This window comes from Sutcliffiella sp. NPDC057660, from assembly GCF_042800035.1.
Classification (GTDB): Bacteria; Bacillota; Bacilli; order Bacillales; family Bacillaceae_I; genus Sutcliffiella_A.
Map to the genome: position 1 here is coordinate 1 of NZ_JBHVHV010000014.1, position 18,764 is coordinate 18,764.

General features: G+C 44.2%; 21 protein-coding genes, 10 tRNA genes and 1 rRNA gene. 2 read left to right on the top strand and 30 right to left on the bottom strand.

Annotated elements, in window-relative coordinates; genetic code table 11:
* The 12 genes from ACFVAD_RS16485 to ACFVAD_RS16540 all read right to left on the bottom strand — a co-directional run.
* A 16S ribosomal RNA gene (locus ACFVAD_RS16485) occupies positions 1–60 on the bottom strand; the annotation flags it as partial.
* Positions 61–184: 124 nt separating this feature from the next.
* A tRNA-Gly gene (locus ACFVAD_RS16490) sits at positions 185–258 on the bottom strand.
* Positions 259–269: 11 nt separating this feature from the next.
* Positions 270–343: transfer RNA gene (locus tag ACFVAD_RS16495), tRNA-Pro, on the bottom strand.
* Between the two features lie 14 nt (positions 344–357).
* A tRNA-Arg gene (locus ACFVAD_RS16500) sits at positions 358–434 on the bottom strand.
* A gap of 99 nt (positions 435–533) precedes the next feature.
* Positions 534–616, bottom strand: a tRNA-Leu gene (locus ACFVAD_RS16505).
* A gap of 21 nt (positions 617–637) precedes the next feature.
* A tRNA-Leu gene (locus ACFVAD_RS16510) sits at positions 638–721 on the bottom strand.
* A gap of 24 nt (positions 722–745) precedes the next feature.
* Positions 746–820: transfer RNA gene (locus ACFVAD_RS16515), tRNA-Gln, on the bottom strand.
* Between the two features lie 36 nt (positions 821–856).
* Positions 857–932 (bottom strand) — tRNA-Val (locus tag ACFVAD_RS16520).
* Positions 933–981: 49 nt separating this feature from the next.
* Positions 982–1,053 (bottom strand) — tRNA-Glu (locus ACFVAD_RS16525).
* A 10-nt stretch (positions 1,054–1,063) separates the two neighbouring features.
* Positions 1,064–1,154: transfer RNA gene (locus ACFVAD_RS16530), tRNA-Ser, on the bottom strand.
* Positions 1,155–1,159: 5 nt separating this feature from the next.
* Positions 1,160–1,234, bottom strand: a tRNA-Asn gene (locus ACFVAD_RS16535).
* A 165-nt stretch (positions 1,235–1,399) separates the two neighbouring features.
* Entirely contained in the window at positions 1,400–1,873 is a 474-nt protein-coding gene (locus ACFVAD_RS16540) for a SprT family protein (RefSeq protein WP_386642399.1), read from the bottom strand.
* 93 nt (positions 1,874–1,966) lie between these two features.
* On the opposite strand from ACFVAD_RS16540, the gene cmpA reads away from it, so the two are divergent.
* The gene (cmpA, locus tag ACFVAD_RS16545) at positions 1,967–2,077 is read left to right on the top strand and encodes a cortex morphogenetic protein CmpA (protein ID WP_204418464.1); all 111 of its coding nucleotides are present in this window, start codon (positions 1,967–1,969) and stop codon (positions 2,075–2,077) included.
* A gap of 43 nt (positions 2,078–2,120) precedes the next feature.
* On the opposite strand, the gene ACFVAD_RS16550 is transcribed toward cmpA, so the two are convergent.
* The 14 genes from ACFVAD_RS16550 to acpS form a co-directional block, all read right to left on the bottom strand.
* Entirely contained in the window at positions 2,121–4,304 is a 2,184-nt protein-coding gene (locus tag ACFVAD_RS16550) for a Tex family protein (RefSeq protein WP_386642403.1), read from the bottom strand.
* A 101-nt stretch (positions 4,305–4,405) separates the two neighbouring features.
* The gene (locus ACFVAD_RS16555) at positions 4,406–5,005 is read right to left on the bottom strand and encodes a PP2C family serine/threonine-protein phosphatase (RefSeq protein WP_386642406.1); all 600 of its coding nucleotides are present in this window, start codon (positions 5,003–5,005) and stop codon (positions 4,406–4,408) included.
* The gene (sigB, locus tag ACFVAD_RS16560; RefSeq protein ID WP_386642409.1) at positions 5,002–5,787 is read right to left on the bottom strand and encodes an RNA polymerase sigma factor SigB; all 786 of its coding nucleotides are present in this window, start codon (positions 5,785–5,787) and stop codon (positions 5,002–5,004) included. Before sigB ends, ACFVAD_RS16555 begins: the two co-directional genes overlap by 4 nt.
* Positions 5,762–6,238: an anti-sigma B factor RsbW gene (gene rsbW / locus ACFVAD_RS16565; RefSeq protein WP_224841089.1), complete on the bottom strand. Its 477-nt coding sequence runs from the start codon at positions 6,236–6,238 to the stop codon at positions 5,762–5,764. Before rsbW ends, sigB begins: the two co-directional genes overlap by 26 nt.
* Positions 6,239–6,260: 22 nt before the next feature.
* Complete coding sequence (locus tag ACFVAD_RS16570; protein ID WP_386642412.1) at positions 6,261–6,569, bottom strand: STAS domain-containing protein; 309 nt, start codon at positions 6,567–6,569, stop codon at positions 6,261–6,263.
* Positions 6,570–6,645: 76 nt separating this feature from the next.
* Positions 6,646–7,653 (bottom strand): PP2C family protein-serine/threonine phosphatase, encoded by a 1,008-nt coding sequence (locus ACFVAD_RS16575; RefSeq protein ID WP_386642415.1) that lies wholly within the window; start codon positions 7,651–7,653, stop codon positions 6,646–6,648.
* Between the two features lie 14 nt (positions 7,654–7,667).
* Entirely contained in the window at positions 7,668–8,069 is a 402-nt protein-coding gene (locus ACFVAD_RS16580; RefSeq protein ID WP_386642787.1) for an anti-sigma regulatory factor, read from the bottom strand.
* 3 nt (positions 8,070–8,072) lie between these two features.
* Positions 8,073–8,429: an STAS domain-containing protein gene (locus ACFVAD_RS16585; RefSeq protein WP_010195165.1), complete on the bottom strand. Its 357-nt coding sequence runs from the start codon at positions 8,427–8,429 to the stop codon at positions 8,073–8,075.
* Positions 8,426–9,253, bottom strand: coding sequence for an RsbT co-antagonist protein RsbRA (locus ACFVAD_RS16590; protein ID WP_386642419.1), 828 nt, complete (start codon positions 9,251–9,253; stop codon positions 8,426–8,428). The genes ACFVAD_RS16585 and ACFVAD_RS16590 overlap by 4 nt, the downstream gene beginning before the upstream one ends.
* Positions 9,254–9,507: 254 nt before the next feature.
* Complete coding sequence (gene ndoA, locus ACFVAD_RS16595) at positions 9,508–9,858, bottom strand: type II toxin-antitoxin system endoribonuclease NdoA (RefSeq protein ID WP_010195163.1); 351 nt, start codon at positions 9,856–9,858, stop codon at positions 9,508–9,510.
* 4 nt (positions 9,859–9,862) lie between these two features.
* Positions 9,863–10,144: a CopG family ribbon-helix-helix protein gene (locus ACFVAD_RS16600; RefSeq protein WP_078382395.1), complete on the bottom strand. Its 282-nt coding sequence runs from the start codon at positions 10,142–10,144 to the stop codon at positions 9,863–9,865.
* Positions 10,145–10,292: 148 nt separating this feature from the next.
* The gene (gene alr, locus ACFVAD_RS16605) at positions 10,293–11,465 is read right to left on the bottom strand and encodes an alanine racemase (protein ID WP_386642423.1); all 1,173 of its coding nucleotides are present in this window, start codon (positions 11,463–11,465) and stop codon (positions 10,293–10,295) included.
* 146 nt (positions 11,466–11,611) lie between these two features.
* Complete coding sequence (locus tag ACFVAD_RS16610) at positions 11,612–12,628, bottom strand: LolA family protein (protein ID WP_386642425.1); 1,017 nt, start codon at positions 12,626–12,628, stop codon at positions 11,612–11,614.
* Between the two features lie 144 nt (positions 12,629–12,772).
* Positions 12,773–13,132, bottom strand: coding sequence for a holo-ACP synthase (gene acpS / locus ACFVAD_RS16615; protein ID WP_386642427.1), 360 nt, complete (start codon positions 13,130–13,132; stop codon positions 12,773–12,775).
* Between the two features lie 102 nt (positions 13,133–13,234).
* Here acpS and ACFVAD_RS16620 point away from each other — a divergent pair, with 102 nt between their 5' ends.
* Positions 13,235–13,942: a rhomboid family intramembrane serine protease gene (locus tag ACFVAD_RS16620; RefSeq protein WP_386642429.1), complete on the top strand. Its 708-nt coding sequence runs from the start codon at positions 13,235–13,237 to the stop codon at positions 13,940–13,942.
* A 29-nt stretch (positions 13,943–13,971) separates the two neighbouring features.
* On the opposite strand, the gene ACFVAD_RS16625 is transcribed toward ACFVAD_RS16620, so the two are convergent.
* From ACFVAD_RS16625 to cshA, 4 genes are all read right to left on the bottom strand, one after another.
* Complete coding sequence (locus ACFVAD_RS16625) at positions 13,972–15,441, bottom strand: PH domain-containing protein (protein WP_386642432.1); 1,470 nt, start codon at positions 15,439–15,441, stop codon at positions 13,972–13,974.
* A complete protein-coding gene (locus ACFVAD_RS16630; RefSeq protein WP_386642434.1) occupies positions 15,431–15,910 on the bottom strand; it encodes a PH domain-containing protein in 480 nt (159 codons plus the stop codon). The genes ACFVAD_RS16625 and ACFVAD_RS16630 overlap by 11 nt, the downstream gene beginning before the upstream one ends.
* Positions 15,911–15,986: 76 nt before the next feature.
* Positions 15,987–16,952, bottom strand: coding sequence for a UV DNA damage repair endonuclease UvsE (uvsE, locus tag ACFVAD_RS16635; protein ID WP_386642437.1), 966 nt, complete (start codon positions 16,950–16,952; stop codon positions 15,987–15,989).
* A 173-nt stretch (positions 16,953–17,125) separates the two neighbouring features.
* Positions 17,126–18,637 (bottom strand): degradosome RNA helicase CshA, encoded by a 1,512-nt coding sequence (gene cshA / locus ACFVAD_RS16640; protein WP_386642440.1) that lies wholly within the window; start codon positions 18,635–18,637, stop codon positions 17,126–17,128.
* Between the last annotated feature and the right edge of the window lie 127 nt (positions 18,638–18,764).

Genomic DNA, 18,764 nt, shown 5'->3' on the forward strand with positions numbered 1-18,764 from the left:
TTGCATGTATTAGGCACGCCGCCAGCGTTCATCCTGAGCCAGGATCAAACTCTCCAATAAAGAGTTTGAGCTTATGCTCAAATGTTGACTAGCTTATGTTACATTTTTCGTCCTTTGTTAATCCCTATAAGATTAACGTGGACGCTGTTGTTTTGTTTAGTTTTCAAAGATCATTAAATCATTTTGGAGCGGGTGATGGGAATCGAACCCACGACATCAGCTTGGAAGGCTGAGGTTTTACCATTAAACTACACCCGCTAAAAACAAAATCGGGAAGACAGGATTCGAACCTGCGACCCCTTGGTCCCAAACCAAGTGCTCTACCAAGCTGAGCTACTCCCCGTTTAATTTATATGTTGGCGCGCCCGAGAGGACTCGAACCCCTAACCTTTTGATCCGTAGTCAAACGCTCTATCCAATTGAGCTACGGGCGCTAAATTAAGTTGTAATTTTCGCTTGCCGCTCAATGGCGACTTGACTATCATACCAAGTACAGCATTCAATGTCAACACTTTTTTAAAAAGTTATTTCGATGCGGCCGAGAAGAGTCGAACTTCCACGGGGTTGCCCCCACTAGGCCCTCAACCTAGCGCGTCTGCCATTCCGCCACGACCGCATATATAAGGCTGAAAAAATATGGTGCGGGTGAAGGGACTCGAACCCCCACGTCAATGACACTAGATCCTAAGTCTAGCGCGTCTGCCAATTCCGCCACACCCGCAAGGTGTTAATACAAAGATAAAGATGGCTGGGCTAGCTGGATTCGAACCAACGCATGTCGCAGTCAAAGTGCGATGCCTTACCGCTTGGCTATAGCCCATCGAATAGATGCTTTATTAAAAGAACAAGTTCCCTCTGGTGGAGGATGACGGGATCGAACCGCCGACCCCCTGCTTGTAAGGCAGGTGCTCTCCCAGCTGAGCTAATCCTCCAGGATAGAAATGGGAAGCAAAACATGCAGTTTTGCATCCCACTTAGTAGTGACCCGTACGGGATTCGAACCCGTGTTACCGCCGTGAAAGGGCGGTGTCTTAACCGCTTGACCAACGGGCCTTAAATTTTATGGCGGAGAAGGAGGGATTTGAACCCTCGCGCCGCTTACACGACCTACACCCTTAGCAGGGGCGCCTCTTCAGCCACTTGAGTACTTCCCCGAATATGGCTCCACCAGTAGGATTCGAACCTACGACCCTTCGGTTAACAGCCGAATGCTCTACCGCTGAGCTATGGTGGAACGGTACAAAAACCATTAACAAATCGCTATTCTTTCAAATAGGCGACTTCTTTTATTTTAATAAGCTTGCCTTAAAATGTCAAGCCTTTTTAAAACGGTAAAAGATATATGATTATAACGTTTTGTGGGCTTTGTAAAATAGCGACTTAAATAAAATAGCACAGGTTAATCCTTTCTGTCAATACGGTCTGTGACTTCTTTTAACCTTCCTCTGCATTTCCCGCAACGGTACTTCACTATATTAACTCTTCTTACCCGTTTATATACTTGCCGGCATTCTACACATTCATAATAGCGATAGTTTTTCGGTTTGTTGGAAGGGGCTTCTATCGGTGTACAGAAGCGAGGCGCCCCTACCTTTTTCAGGAGGATCCTGAAGTCCTGGTCACGGTGCTTATACCCCATCCCTCTTTGATGAAGGTGATAGTGGCAAAGTTCATGCTTGATAATGCCGATCAGCTCATCCATTCCTAGGGCATCGTAATATCGTTTATTGATTTCGATATCGCCTGAAGATGTCAGGTACCTTCCTCCGGTCGTCTTAAGACGCGGGTTGAAAGAACCTTTATGGATAAATGGAAGGTTGAAGTGTTTTAAGGAGGTTTCTTCAATCAGGGTTTGCAGCTGTTTGTCATCCATGTGTATCTTCCTTTCCTTTGAACCAACACAAGTATACTGCATAAACTACTTATACATAAAGGAAAAGTATTTAAATTTAAGGAGGTAAGCCCTATGCCCTCTTGGTTTAAAAAACAGATGCAACGCGCCTATTTGGAAAAAGACAGATATCAGATTAAGATGCTGAATCAATGTTGGTTTTTTTATCATAAAAAGAACGGATAGAAAAAATGCCGCTCCTGTAAAAGGGGCGACACTTCTTTTATATTTAGACCTCTTGTTTTTCAGGGGCAAGCATGGTGAGGGAGACTCTTCCTTTGTTCACCTCTACACCATCCACCCAGACTGTAACGATATCTCCTACAGAGACGACATCGAGTGGATGCTTAACAAAGCGGTTGCTGAGTTTTGAAATGTGGACAAGTCCATCCTGTTTGACTCCGATATCAACGAAAGCGCCGAAGTCTACGACGTTACGGACGGTTCCTTCGAGCTCCATACCTTTTTTCAGATCTTCAAGCTGCAGGACATCCTGCTTCAATAGAGGTGTAGGCATATTATCTCGCGGATCACGCTCCGGGCGGATCAGAGAATTGATGATGTCCTGAAGCGTAATGTCACCGATGCTCAGGTCTCTGGATAGCGCTTCGATGTTGACATCCTTCAAAGCCAACTGCAGCTTCTCGGTCCCGATTTCCTTTTCAGATACTCCCAATTGCTTTAAGAGCTTTTTTACATCCGGATAGGTTTCGGGGTGGATATCTGTTCGATCTAACGGTTGCTTGCCGTCGATGATACGCAGAAAGCCGATACACTGTTCATAGGTTTTGGCTCCGAGTCTTGGAATCCCCTTCAATTCTGAACGGCTGCTGAACTTTCCTTGCTCATCCCTCTTTTTTATTATATTGTTGGCCACCGTTTTCGATAATCCTGCCACATACTGCAAAAGGGAGGATGATGCGGTGTTAACATTTACGCCTACTTGGTTTACTACTGTTTCGACCACAAAGTTAAGGGATTCAGCCAATCGTTTTTGGGCAACGTCATGCTGGTACTGCCCTACACCTACTGATTTCGGATCGATTTTCACCAGTTCCGCCAATGGGTCCTGGAGACGACGGGCAATGGAAACGGCACTTCTTTCTTCTACTTGAAGGTTAGGGAACTCCTCCCGTGCAAGATCGGAGGCAGAGTAGACGCTTGCTCCGGCCTCATTTACGATCAGGTAGGAGATGCTTTTTCCTGATTGCTGGATTACTTCTGCAATCAATTGTTCTGTTTCCCTTGAAGCGGTTCCATTCCCAATCGCTACCACCTCGATGTTATGGGTACGGAGTACATCCAGTAGTTTCTGAATCGCTTCTTTTCGTTTATTGACCGGGGCATGCGGATAGATAACCCCAATCGTAAGGACCTTACCGGTTTCATCCACCGCGGCAAGTTTACACCCGGTACGATAAGCAGGATCTACACCAAGCACGACTCTGCCCTTCAAAGGTGGTTGCAGCAAAAGATTTCGCAGGTTTTCCGAGAAGATATGAATGGCCTGCTCCTCCGCCTTTTCCGTCAGCTCTTTTCTCAGTTCCCGTTCAATTGAAGGTTCGATCAAGCGCTTATAGCTGTCCTCGATCGCCTCCTTGATTAAGGGTGAGGCTATCGACTGTTCTTTTTTTACCACCTGTTTGTATAAATAAGAAAGAACTCTTTCTGCAGGTGCCTTAATGGAGACGCGTAGGACGTCCTCTTTTTCCCCACGGTTAACAGCGAGTATTCTATGTGGCAGTACTTTATTAATCGGTTCTTCGTATTCGTAGTACATCGCAAAGACTTGTTTTTCATCTTTCTCTTCCGACTTAACAACTGACACGATTCGGCCCTGCTTAAAGGCTAAATCACGGATGTATTGCCGGTAAGCTGCCTCATCCGATACCATTTCCGCAATGATATCCTTTGCACCTTCCAACACTTCCTCCACAGTGGTTACTTCTTTTTCCTCTGACAGGAACTCCTGTGCTTTTTCCTCGATTGATGGTGCGGAAGGAAAGCTCAACAGCCATAATGCATATGGCTCCAATCCCTTTTCCTTTGCAATGGTCGCTTTTGTACGGCGCTTTTGTTTATATGGTCGATAAAGGTCTTCCACCTGTTGAAGCTTCATGGCTTTCATTAAACTGCTCCGAAGCTCTTCTGTCAGTTTGCCTTGTTCATCAATTAATCTGATAACCTCTTCTTTTCTATTCTCTAGATTCTGTATGTATTGCCACTTTTCCATGACTGCCCGTATTTGGACTTCATCAAGTGAGCCGGTTTGCTCTTTTCGATATCTGGCGATAAAAGGAACCGTATTCCCTTCTTCTAATAGTGAGATCACTTTTTTTGCTTGTGATTTTGTAACCTCAACGTCTTTTGCAAGTTGATTGAGTAGCTGTTCGTTTTTCTGATTCCATTCCACTAGTTTTGCCTCCCAACGTTAAATCCCATTTCCATTTTATCAAAGTTTCAGGAAAAAAAGAAAAGACTAACAACATTTGTCGTTAGTCAAAAGCATAAATATTATTGAATTTCACCTGATATGATGGTTACATCGTCCATGCCATCCGTTGTGTAGACAGCTGCAATCTCCAGCAGTGAAGCGGCAGATGGAATATCCTTGATGTATTTGCGCACGGAGGGAATATTCAAACCATCCGAGTATACAAAGAACTTCATTTTTGATGAAAAAGGAAATCGATGAGTTTTCACATTTTGAGGTTTTCCAGATAAGTAGCCTTTGACCGGAAGAGGATAAATAAGCTTTTCTGACGGAGGGTAAAGGAAAAAGCGGATATTACCTACGCAGCTGTAAACAACCTCTTGTTTGTTGTAGTTTACTTTAAAGACAGATACTGCAGCTCCACGCTTATTTTTCATAGCTTCGTTACAAGCTTTCATTATCTCTGTAACGTCTTCCTTTTCATGGGCTTTGGCAGCGGAGATTACCGCTTGCGAAGCATCATGTGCAAATTCCCCACTACCCAAGCCATCAGCTACGACACATATAAAGTAATCCTCTGTAGCGTTCACATAGTAGCTATCTCCACAAAAGTACATTCCGTTTTTGGGATTCTGATAGGCATTCACGTTCACTTTTTCATGTTGGAACTGTTCAATCATGAAAAGATCTCCGCACTAGAGTTATCCGCTAAAAATGCTTGCTTCAATTTTGTTAAAGCTTTTCTTTGCAATCTTGATACATGCATCTGTGAAATTCCCAGCTTCTCACCGGTTTCCTTCTGGCTCATATTATGAAAGAAGGTGCACTCAATGATCTGCTTTTCTCTTTCGGAGAGTACATGGAATATTTTTTGCAGAAGCATCTGTTGATCCACCTGTTCAAAACCACTGTCTTTGTTACCGACAATATCAAGAATCGTGACGGTGCTTCCATCAGAATCAGCTTCTATTGCATTATCGACGGAAAGTGCTTGATAATTCTGGCTCATCTCCATCGCTTCCAATACTTCTTCCTCTGTAACCTCTAGATAATCGGCAATTTCGTACACTTTTGGCGAACGCTGAAGCTCATTCGTCAGCTCTTCTACTGCCGATTTTATTTTCGGACCAATCTCTTTTATTCTGCGCGGAACATGGACACTCCACGTTTTGTCTCTTAGGAATCGTTTAATTTCTCCGATAATAGTTGGAACAGCGAATGCCTCAAAGCTTCTTCCAAAGCTTGGGTCAAAACGCTTCATGGCACCAAGCAATCCAATCATTCCCACTTGGGAAAGATCTTCATGAAAGGATTTTCCTCTCGAATACTTACGAGCGATGGATTCAACAAGTGCAGTATAATGCTCGACTAATTGCAACTGCGATACTTCACAGTTTTCCTGTTGGTACCGCTCCAATAGCATATTAACATCCAATTTATTGGACGGAGATTGTTTCTGCATCCCTTTCCACCTGCTCTCCTTGTACATACTTTGTCATGAAGACTGTAACGCCCTGATTACTGTGTACTTTCACATCATCCATCAGCGTTTGGATTAAGAATAATCCTAACCCTCCTTCAGGCAAAGTTTCTACGGGTTGTGATTCGGTATAAGGTCCAAGCTCCTCTCTGACTTTCTCGAAGTCAAAGCTCTTCCCGTTATCCGCAACCACTAGTTCCAGACGGTCCTTGTAGATTCCAAAACCCAATCTGATATTCCCTTCTTCATCCTGCTTATAGGCATGCTCCACAGCGTTGGTACATGCTTCACTGAGAGCAATTTTGATATCTTCAATTTCATCGTAGGAAAATCCCATACGATTAGCTATTCCAGATAAAGTAAGACGGATAACTCCGACATATTCAGCCTTAGCCGGAAAAGCCATTTCTATATAATCATAAGCCCGGTTCATTGTTCCCCCACCTTTAGTGAACTTATTTAATTTCCATTATTCCTGCTAAACCAGTAATGTCAAACAGCCTTTTCAGACGATCTGAAAGTCCAATCAGACGGAAGATTCCGTTGTTTGCTTTTACTGTTTTAAAAAATCCGACAAACATCCCTAAACCTGTACTGTCCATATAAATAACATTCGTTAAGTCAAAAACGATTTCTCCACTGAAGCCCTCCAGCATCGGGGCAACCTTTTCCTTCACCTTTGGAGCGGTGTAGGCATCGATTTCTCCTTCTAATACAACGATCGTTTGGTTTAATTCTTCTTTTATTTGAATTTCCATATTCATTTACATCGTCACCTCAAACATGAATTAGAATTCCATTTTTGGTCATCCCAATACTAAATACCCGATACATAAATATCTAAACATTTCTTTTTAAAATTATTAAAGTGAAGTCATCCCTTAATTGGAAATCCTGTATCTTTTCAAGGTCCCTGTAAACCAGCTCTACGATTGCTTGGGGAGGCAGGTGAATATAGGACCTGATGAGATCAATGATTTTATCAACCTCGATAAAACCTTCTTCCGTGCGGCATTCCGTTACACCATCGCTGAAGAGGATGACCAAATCATTTATCCCAATCTGCTTTTCGTACTGTTCGTAGGTGGCATGGCGATCGATTCCGAGCACAAGTCCTCTGGCATCAAGTTCAAAAAAACTGTCTGTAGCAGAGTCATAGTATAACGGTGGTTCATGGCCGGCGGACGCAAAGGAAAATAGATGCTTTGTCAGGTCATACATGCCATAGAACATCGTGATGAACATACTGGCATCCACATTCTGCTCTACTACTCTATTTAAATTGCCGAGCACATAGCTTGGTGCAACTCTCGTATCAGGCAAGCTGTCCATTGCATATTTGATCATCGACATACACATGGCAGCGGGAATACCCTTCCCGATGACATCGGCTATCGCCACACTGAACGAGTCATTTTCATTATGCACAAAGTGGTAATAGTCTCCACTCATCAGTTTTGCCGGTACACTGATTGCTCCAATTTCGACAGCATCCGTCTGCGGGATCTTTGTTTCCAGCAAGGTCTGTTGAACATTGACAGCTATCTCGATCTCCGTTTGTATCTCCTGTTGGCGATGACGGAGGCTCTGGTGCTCGCGGTATGCGATCCCGTAGCCGATCATCACTTCAAGCAGCACATCCAAGGAATGCAGAATGTCTTCCGGTATATCCGGGGACAAGTCTTGCAGCATCGCCTTATGAACACTGATTATCTCTTCAGGGGATACCTTTTCTGCCAAAAGCTTGCGGCTGAACTCCTGCCCCTTGTATAAAGCTTCCTCGGATTGCCTGTTTAGATAGGCTGATAATATCTCTTTATATTGTGATTCTATCTCCTCAAAATTCACGGGTTATCTCCCCCTTAACGAACCCACTTTACTGCATTGATTGTTGTTCCTTGACCAGATTCAGAGTCAATCGAAAACGAATCCATCAGACGCTTTACCCCTGGCAAACCCGCTCCAAGTCCCCCTGACGTCGAAAAACCGTCTTCCATCACTTGCCTGATATCCGCAATTCCAGGACCGTCATCCGTCGCGATGACTCTAAGGCCTATCTTTCCGTATTCATTCATTTCTTCGATGCATATTTGACCTGCGCCTGCATACAAATAAATATTCCGCGCCAATTCGGATATGGCTGTGGTGATTCTAGCCTGGTCCACAGTACCGAAGCCTAGATCCTTGGCAACATTCCTACCCATCTGTCTGGCAGCTACAATGTCCCACTCATTCCTTATTTTCACACAGGATTGGACAGTCATCATTTACTCCCCCAATTCCTGTTGTAATTTCTCCAGACCTTTTTCTAAATCCAATGCTGTAAAAACTTCGTCAAGTTGAATTCCGAGTTCAACTAATGTAATGGCAACAGCCGGTTGAATTCCTGTTAAAACAACTTGCGCACCCATAAGTTTTGACATGCTTATTACATCACCAAGCACTTTTGCAATGAATGAGTCGATCATGTCGACAGAAGTCAGATCGATCACTACTCCATTTGCGCCGGTTTCATGTATTCGATTTAGAAGATCTTCTTGAAATTGCAATGCCGTTTGATCATCTAATTCCCATTGAATAGAAATAAGTAGACAGTTATGAAGTTTTAATATCGGAATTCTCACTCTGGATCCCCCGCAGTCACAATTTTCCTATTAGTAATTTCCAACGCTGTTTCAATTCCTTTTTTCAAGGAGTTCTTCGTAATGATCTGATCTAGGTTGATTCCAAGATTTACGATTGTTTGCGCGATTTCCGGCCTGATCCCGACCAATAGGCATTTCGCTCCAACGAGACGCACCGCTTCTGCAGCCTGGATAATATGATGAGCAACCATGGTATCTACTACAGGAACACCCGTGATATCAATCAGTACAACTTCCGCACGATGCTTTACGACACCTTGAAGCAGGTTTTCCATGATTTGTCTCGCACGTTCCGTATCAATTGTACCAACAAGTGGCATGACCGAGATTTTATCGAATACCGGGATCAATGGCGCAGCAAGCTCCTGAAGGGCAATCTTCTGCATGGAAACAGTGTGCTCCCATGTTCCAGTATATGTTTTGACGATTTCGTTATAGACAGGACGCAGCCATTGATCGAAATCATACATGATAGCGATCTTATCGGAATCACTCGCTTCTTCCGTCATTCCCTCAAATACGATTTTCCCAAATAGGGATAGGCCCTCGGTTACATATACTAGCGGCCAGCCGAAACGCACAATCTTTTCCGCAAAGTCCGTCAATTTAATGGAAAGGTTGTCCGTATTTTGGCTGATATTATTTAAGAGTAAATTGATGTATTCTCGACTTGTACTGAGGTACACTTTTTCAGAAATGGCCTTCAGTTCCTTTTTATCCCCAATTTCATCCATACCTTCGATCCACTGGTTAAAAATTGATTCTCGGTTCTTTTCGATATAACTGATTATCTCTCGATTCATTATCCCGGCTCCTTTTAGGTTGAATAATATATAAATTCGACAATAATATAAAAATTCCGCTAACTACACTATAAATTTTTCTTATTTTACCTGTCAAATATCTTCATTGGGAAACTATCCATAATTGTGGTTTATTTACCTAAAATTGGTGGTATCAAATAGTGACAGGAAACCAGCTTTTCCGGACACAAAATAAAAAAGCTACTCACTCGTTTTGGTGAATAGCTTTCATAATAGCAACTAATACAAAATATTTAGAAGTCAATAAGTCCTAAACTTATTTGTAGCGCTTCGTCTACTTTGTCCATCATTTCCTCATCTAGATGAGTTATTTTGTCAGTCAGTCTTTGTTTATCAATGGTTCTAATCTGTTCGAGCAAGATAACCGAGTCACGTTCAAAACCATAACGCTTTGCATCGATCTCCACATGTGTAGGAAGTTTGGCTTTCTGAATTTGAGCAGTAATTGCAGCAACAATAACGGTCGGGCTAAAGCGATTACCTATATCATTTTGGATGACAAGTACTGGTCGAACGCCTCCTTGCTCAGACCCGACTACCGGGGATAAATCAGCAAAATAAACGTCACCGCGTTTGACAATCAAATGATTACCCCCCGCTAACTAAGCGTTCAACCGTATGCTCCGCCTCATATTCTGCAAGAAAAGCTTCAGATGCAATGTTTAAATTAATCTTAGACATTTCCATGTAGCCACGTCTCATGGACTCGCGAATTTGGCGCTTTTTACGCTCGCGAAGGTACATCTTCGTCGCTTGATAAATTAATTCGTTTCGATTGCCGTTTTCTTGTTTTACCAAACCATCTAGCTCCGATACTAGGTTTTGAGGTAATCGAATTAAGATTTCAGTTGTTGCGCTGGATTCAGACACAGCATACACCTCCAAGAACTACAGACACATATAATTAATACTATTCCATATTCCATAATACCATCAATGCCGGAAATTGCAAAGTCAATTTCCTGAATTCCTACCTATTATCGCATCAAAAAGCCTTTTTTATACAAATGCTTCGCTTTTATCCCATTATTGGTTTGTCTTGCAAATAATTTCTCACTTCCATTATACTCCTATTTCTAAGAAACATGCGCGGCACCCGATAGCTGATCATACAAGGGATCTCATAGTTGATGGTATCGAGCTTCTCTGCCACATCGTCAGAGCTTATTGTCAGCCCTTCTTGATTGCCAATTAATGTAACAACCGTTCCTACCGGCAGTTGATATGGAAGCTTTATCATAAATTGATCCATGCAAATTCTTCCAACAATCGGAGCATATTGACCATCAACCAGCACATTCATCCCCTGCAGCTTTCTGGTCCATCCATCGGCATACCCGAGGGGCACCGTTCCGATCCATTCCTCTTCTTCCGTAGTGTAGGTCGCCCCGTAGCTTACACTTTCACCCAAAGTTAGCTTTTTCACATGCACCAATTTTGTATGAAGGGAAAAAGCTTCTTTTAATGGAAATGGCAAGGTTGGCACCATTTCAGGGGACGGAGTGAGTCCGTACATCGCAATCCCCACCCGTACTGCATTAAAAATGCGTTTTGGAAACCTTAGTGTAGCAGCACTGTTGCCGCAATGAATGAATCTGACCGATTGCAGCTCCTCCACCGACTGGATCAGTTCACCAAAACGCTCGAACTGCTTCTCCACATAGGTGGAATGGATCTCATCCGCAGTAGCAAAGTGGGTGTAGACTCCCTCCAATTGAAAGTTATCCATACTCTTGATCAAAGAGACAATCTCCTCGACCTCCTCTTTGGATCTCGCTCCTATCCTGCCCATGCCAGTGTCCAGCTTTAAATGCAATTTGATTCTAGCACCCCCAAGGCTGACCCTGCCCGCTTCTTCCAGCCATTCCCTCTGAAAGACAGTCAGGGTAATATCCTCCTTGGCAGCAAGTTCCAAATCGCTTACCCTTGATGCACCCAAAACAAGGATGGGAGCCTTTACCCCTTGCTGTCTGAGCGACATCGCTTCGTCGAGAAAAGACACGGCCAAATACTTCGCCCCTGCCTCAAGTGCCACGTTTGCCACCTGCACATCACCGTGACCGTAAGCATTAGCCTTCACAACAGCAATGACCGTCACATCATCCGTCACATGCTCCTGCACCGACTTTACATTCTCATAGATACAATCCAAATCAACCTCAACCCAAGTGTCCCGATGAAAGCTCGACATAACCCTTGCACTTCCTTTACCAACAATTCTTATTCCACAATCATACCATGTGGACGGGTCCCTTGTCCCACCTGGAACAAGGGACCCGTCCACGGAAAAAAAATTACAGGCCCCTTTTAGGGGGCCTGCTCGTTTTATATTCCAGCTTATTTTACCGCCGCACCCTGAACGGAGCGCGCAACCATCATCAATTCTTCCTGCGACAAATCCTGGGATGCCAAGGTGAAATCCATACCTTGATAGTTCCAAGTCAAGGTGTTTTCTGTCAGTGCACCTACCGTGAAGCCAAGATCTACCGGCTCTCCGCTTACAAAGGTGGATGTACTTACTTCGGAATAGCGTGCTTTTTCCTGAACAAGAGTAAACGTTTTGTCCCCGGTAAAGGTTGTGACTGCACGGTCGCCTTCATCCGTCGTGATTAGCGATTGCTCTTTGACTTCCGATCCAGCAGGAACATCCGACGGCATCAGCACATTGAATGAAGCATTTTCTTCATTAACCTGGCCTGATGTCGGTAGTCCCACCTGAGCACCAGCCATGTTCTTTTTCACATCGAATGCATCTTCATCGAAGCTTGCATCGAATTTGAAGTCGGAGAACTCGACAAGCACCAACGGCTTTTTATCCGGATCCATCACTTTAACGCTGACCGGAGTCATATCACTTTTATTTATTGTGATTTCCTGTGTAGGCAGTAGCTTGTTATTTTGATAGTTTGTTTTCGTTACGAACACGTAATGCTCTTCCGTTGCAGTGAACGTTGCCTCCGGGTCGTTTTTGATATCGTTCACCAACGATTCAAAAAGGTATGCCTGGCTGCTGTTTTGCGGCCACTCGCTATGAAAACGGAAGCTTTTATTAAGCGCAGGCGTCAGTACGAAGACCCCTTCATCATTGCGAAGGATTATCTGGCTTTGATCCTTTTGGGCATTTTTCAGGTTCACACGGTAATAGCCAGGCTTTTTGTGACCGATCTGCACTTCATACACCTGTGGCTCTGCGCCAGTTTGCAGCGTCATTTTCGCATTGGATTCGTAGCTTTTCATCTGTTCTACCTTCTTACCTAATGCTTGCGTGACGTCTTCTTTCGATTTTGTGCCGCACCCGGCAAGAACAAGGATACTCACAATTCCCACCATTAACAAAAGCCATGCTTTTCTCAATTTTTTCATCCCCTTTGCCTTAATTACATGTTTACCTTAGAGAAAAAGTGAGATTGCAGAGATAACAGAGCTGCCACCTCTTACTTGTACACCTTGTCTCCTTTCTGAACTATGTATATGAGGCAAGCCTAGGGAATATGCAGGCTAGCTTTCCAAGCTTTCAATAATTACTTGGGCAACCGCATATTGCTCGCTATGAGAAATGGATAAATGGACATTACTAGATAATGGTCTTGTAAAAAAGGGTTTTCCCTTTTCCGTGGTGGCGATATTCATATCCTGAAAACTCAGATCCTTCCCGATCCCTGTACCGTATGCTTTCGAAAAAGCCTCTTTCGCGGAGAATCTGCCTGCCAGAAATTCTACTTTTCTTTTATCGCCCAATGCTTGAAATTGTGTCTTTTCTTCATTAGTAAGGACTCTATCCACAAAGCCGGGCTGACGGTTCATTAATTTCCCTATCCGTTCGAGTTCCACAATATCGATACCCGTGCCAATAATCATACAATGACCTCCCTTTGACATATAGTTTATTATGTATGACAAGTTACTTAAAAGACTTTTCACAACAGTCATGGTACTCTAATTTTAGAAGGAGTGAAAAATATGTTTGTCCGGACTGAAAACTTTCGTACTTTCACAAAATTATATCCTATTATTACCACAATCGTAGCCATACATCTAGTACTGTGGCTGATTGTTCAATTCTCCGAGTATTTCCTCCACTTGACAGTAGGCTATAATCTATTGGTCTTTGAAGGGGAATACTGGAGGCTCTTCACCCCCATTTTCCTGCATGAATCCATCACACATCTGCTTTTCAACTCCCTATCCCTTGTCCTATTTGGACCAGGCCTGGAGAGGATGCTCGGAAAAGTAAAGTTCATCTCCATGTATCTGCTCGGAGGGATAGCGGCCAATGTAGCCACTCTATTGCTGGCACCGGTCTACTATTCTCATCTTGGGGCTTCAGGGGCAATATTCGCCTTATTCGGTATCTACTTTTATATGGTATTCTTCCGTCCCGACATGCTGAACACGGCGAATTCCCAAATCGTGCTGACCATATTGGCCATTTCATTGGTCATGACCTTCTTCACGGGTAACGTTAATATCTACGCCCATCTTTTCGGATTCCTGGCGGGAACGATCATGGCACCATTATTTCTTGGCAAGGGAACCTACACCCGCTCGTTAAGCCAGATCTTTCCGAATATAGGGCGTTCCCCTACTCGCGGCAGCAAGGGGCAATCGATTTTCTGGATTGTGCTGATTGTGTTGGTCGCCTTGGGGGCATTGTCCAGATTCATGTAAAAAAAGCAAGGATAAGGAGGGCGTCCCTCCTATCCTTGCTTTTTTTCATACGTATACCAATCAAAGATCTTCACACTGTCCTCTTTTTCCACATCCACCACTCGAAAGCTCTTGGAAGAGACGCTGCTTTTGATGGAAGCATTGATTGTCTGCAAATGTCGCCTCTTTTGGAATTCTGATTCCTTCCACTCAAAGGCCTGGACGCGCTTTCTATGGACCAGCACGATATTTTTATTCACTAACCGATAGGATAACTGAAGTTGCGAGCCTCTGACATTCCATCCTCCTGCCTTATATTGACCATATCCCAAAGCTCCTGCAATGCCTACAAGTATGAATGAAAAGAATCCATAGGGCTGAAAAAAATAGGACACGATGGATGATATGATTATTGCTGGAAGAATCAACCTTATCAGATAGCGGGGCAACGACCGTTTAGGCAGCGGCTGAATATGGTTCAGCATGTTATATTCCGGTGTGAATTCCTGCAAGAGTCCGCCCACTTCTTTTACATTCACCAAAGGAAACAGGATGGTCGAAAAATCCGATTCCTTCCCACCGGCACCACCCGCACTTTCGACAAAGACGGTTGCAAGCCCAAACGGCTGCCTTAACAGATTTTGCGAGATCCGAATGGCCTGGATCCTTGCGAGCGGGATCGTCAGCTGCCTCTTTTCGATGATACCTCTCGAGATTAACAGCTCGTCCCCTTGTTTGACTACGGTGAAGTTCCCGTACTTGATCATGGTCATCGCAATGGAAATCAACCAAGCCAAAAAAAGAACAAAAAATGCAACCGAAGCGATGAAGTACACACTCGTCTGCACCACCAGGTCAAAGCGGTCGACCACATCTTCATACGAAACAAACTGATCGAGCTGTGAAATAAACGCAACCACTGCGGATAATACGACCCCGATCCCCCCGGAGGTTGTCCCGACCAAAAACAAGGATCTCCAAGATATTGTGTATGTGGGCCTGGAAACCTCCCGCTCTTCCAACGGGGCACCGAGATCTCCATCCATCACATCCAAAAGACTTTCGGCCGGTCCTTTCTTGAGTAGCACATCACGGAGACGCTCTGCTTCTTCCTTCGTTACCGCCGAGAGCACCGCTTCCGCCTCCGTACCACCACCTGCTGTTTCCACCTGCACTTTCACCAGGCCGAAAATACGTTGAATGATTCCTTCCGAGGTATCGATCGTCTGGATCCTTTCTTGGGGGATATAACGCCGCTGTCTCACAAAGACGCCATTTTCAATACGCAACTCCCCATCCTCGATCCAATAATAGAAGCGATACCATTCGGCAACACTCCATCCTGATGTCGCAGCAAAAGCAACGACCAGGCCAGCGCCAATTAATAAGAGCCCCAGTGCTTCGCCATCCTTCACAGCAATGAAAATAAGAAATAATAAGGGCAAAACAATGCCTTTCATCCGTTTGAAAACACTTACCGCAATCACTGCAGGGTGCATTCTTCTTTTTTCAGACATCATCTTCTGTCACCCGCGCAAGTCTCGATATATAATCCCGTAACTGATCGGCCTGTTCCTCATCCAAAGCCGGTATCTCATGAATGGTCGCAGCAGTTGATATCGTAACAGTCGACAAATGGTACCTATGTAGAATCGGACCTTGCTTTGTATCAACATGCTGGACACGCACCATCGGGACAAGGGTTCTTCTTTTAATGAAAATACCCCGCTGGATATCTATTTCATGCTCATGAACCTCATATCTCCATCGTTTCCACTGCAAGGTAGGAAAAATAAAAATGGACACTATCAGGATAAGTATTAACAGCCCTGTAGCTATCGTAATAAGCCACCATGGCGTTTCGAAAAACTGCTGAATAAACCAAAAGCCAGCAAATAGCGCTATATAAAATAAACCATTGAGCACAGCCGCTATCCTCCATACGGACAGGGCCTTCCTATTGATTCTCTGACTAGGTTCAGGCCTCATCTCGCCCCCCACCTTTCTTCTTTCTCTAAGTCTCATCTTTACCCAGTATACTATTTATAGAAAGAATATGGAAAATTTAATGGATGATAAACGAACCTCCATCCAATTTTTCAATTTCGGGATATCTCTTCAGATCTTCCATCAGGCGGAACAATGCCTCATCCTTTTTCTTTGCCTCAATCATGCAATGAATCTCCTCCACACTTCCCTTGATCTTTGATAAAAATTCCATAAACATCTTCGGATCGATATAGTCTGCATGGGCCCTGAAATTTTTCTCATCCCTCGGACTCGAGATATGCATTTTTACTGGCAGCGGCGAGTATTCCCACGTCCCTGCCACCCTTTCCCACTCTTCTTCCCACTCTTCCTTTTCAAAATGGGCCAGGTGATGATGATAATCGAACACTAGCGGGACATTGAGCTTTTCACAGACGTATAAAGCATCCCGCAGATGGAATGTGGTATCGTCATTTTCCAGTATCAGCATTTCCTGCAGCGCCTGAGGGACCAGCGCCCAGTTATGTATAAATTGCTCGAGCGCAAGCTCCCTGTCCTCATAACCTCCACCGATATGCAGGACACAGCGGTGTTCAGTCGGCACCCTCATCCCTTTAAGGAGTGACCGATGCATGCTCAGCGTCTTGATGGTCTGGTTCAGGATGTCCTTGTTTTTCGAGTTCAGCAACACAAAATGGTCCGGATGAAAATCCACCCGCATCGGATGCTCCTCGATGTAATCCCCTATTTCATTTAATATTCCTTTCAACGGTCGCATGAACTTCCAGTCACTCAGTTCTTCATGATTCGCCAAAGGAATGAGCTTAGAGCTGAAACGGAAAAACTTTATATCATTCGCTACATTATGCCTCAATAAACGCAAGCAGTTCTCCAAATTCGTGACCGAAATACGCTCCAGCTTATCTATCGCCGCTTCCCGGTCCTTCAGCTTACTGAACTGCGCAAACGTCATTGTCTTCGACGGAGATGCATTATGCAATTGCATACTCATCGCTACATACCCCAACTTTACAAGCGTCATCACCTTCACTCCTTTTTCATTCCTCAGTTTCGGTTTGAAGTTAGTATGCCCAATTGGGGACAGGTCCATTGTCCCTTTTGCAGCAATGCAGGTGATTGCGCTGGGACAAGGAACCTGTCCCCTAAACGCGAAAAAAGCAGAAGAGGCAAGCCTCTTCTGCTTTTTATCATCTATTATACGCGTTCCTTACGGGAAGAGCGTTTGAAGCCTTGACGTTTTGTGCTAGCGTCTCTAGATCCAGATCCGCCACTTGGACGTTTGGACCAGTTTCCTTTACTGCCGCCTTGGCCGCCGCTACGGTTACGGTCTCCACCGCCACGATTGCGATCTCCGCCGCCTCGGTTGCCGCCACGGTCTCTTCTTGAGTGCATAGGCGCTTCTTCTGTTAAGCGGATTGGTGTTTCATCCGGCTCTTTTGTGAACAATTTAAGTGCTGCAGATACTAATGTAATCGCATCATGCTCTTCTAATAATTGTTCTGCTGCACTGCGGTAGAACCCAAGGTTTGACGCTTCAACTGCTTGAGTCAATTTTTCCATGGACATCTTTTGTTGGCCTTCTAGCGCTTCGTCCAGAGTTGGAGCCTTCATTTTGTCCATTTTACGTTTTGTTACTTTTTCCACATGGTGCAGGTAGCTAACTTCACGAGGGCTTACGAAAGTGATCGCCAATCCGCTCTTTCCAGCACGACCTGTACGTCCGATACGGTGAACATAGCTTTCAGGATCTTGTGGAATGTCAAAGTTATATACGTGTGTTACACCTGAGATATCAAGTCCACGAGCTGCTACGTCCGTTGCAACAAGTACATCGATGGAACCTTCTTTGAACTTGCGAAGTACGCTCATACGCTTCGCCTGGGAAAGGTCACCGTGGATTCCTTCTGCAGAGTACCCACGCACGTTCAATGCGTCAGATAGCTCATCTACACGACGTTTTGTACGACCGAAGATGATTGCAAGCTCTGGAGATTGAATGTCAAGAAGACGAGTCAATGTATCGAACTTTTTCTTTTCCGGAACTTCCACATAGTATTGTTGGATGTTGGAAACTGTTACTTCCTTCGTCTTTACCTTTACGCTTACAGGCTCAGTCATGAAGCGCTCAGCGATAGCACGGATTGGTGCCGGCATTGTTGCAGAGAAAAGTAATGTTTGCTTTTTCTCTGGAGTTTCAGCAAGGATCTTCTCGATATCCTCGATGAATCCCATGTTCAACATTTCGTCCGCTTCATCAAGAACAACTGTGTTCACATTTTGAAGACGAAGTGTCTTACGGTTGATATGGTCAAGAAGACGACCAGGCGTACCAACTACGATGTGAGGGTTCTTTTTCAATGAACGGATTTGTCTTGAGATGTCCTGGCCACCAAATACAGAAAGTACGCGTACACGTTTATGGTATGCTGCTTTGTAAATTTCCTCAGCTACTTGAATTGCCAGCTCACGTGTTGGAGCGATAACGATCCCTTGGATGGATTCATTTTTCACATCTACATTTTCCAGTAATGGTAAACCGAACGCGATAGTCTTCCCTGTTCCCGTTTGTGCTTGACCGATTACGTCTTTACCTTCTAATGCAACAGGAATTGTCTCTGATTGGATAGGGGTAGCTTCTTCAAACCCCATTCTGTTGATTGACTGCATAATATCATCTGATAAACCTAAATCTTTAAAAAACGCCAAATTATTCCTACTCCTTTATCTATACAAATTAATAAATTAGGCAAACGTCAGACGCTGCCTAATTCCTTATAAGTAGACATTATTAAACACATTAACTGTAATCATAACACTTCAGCTAATAAATAGC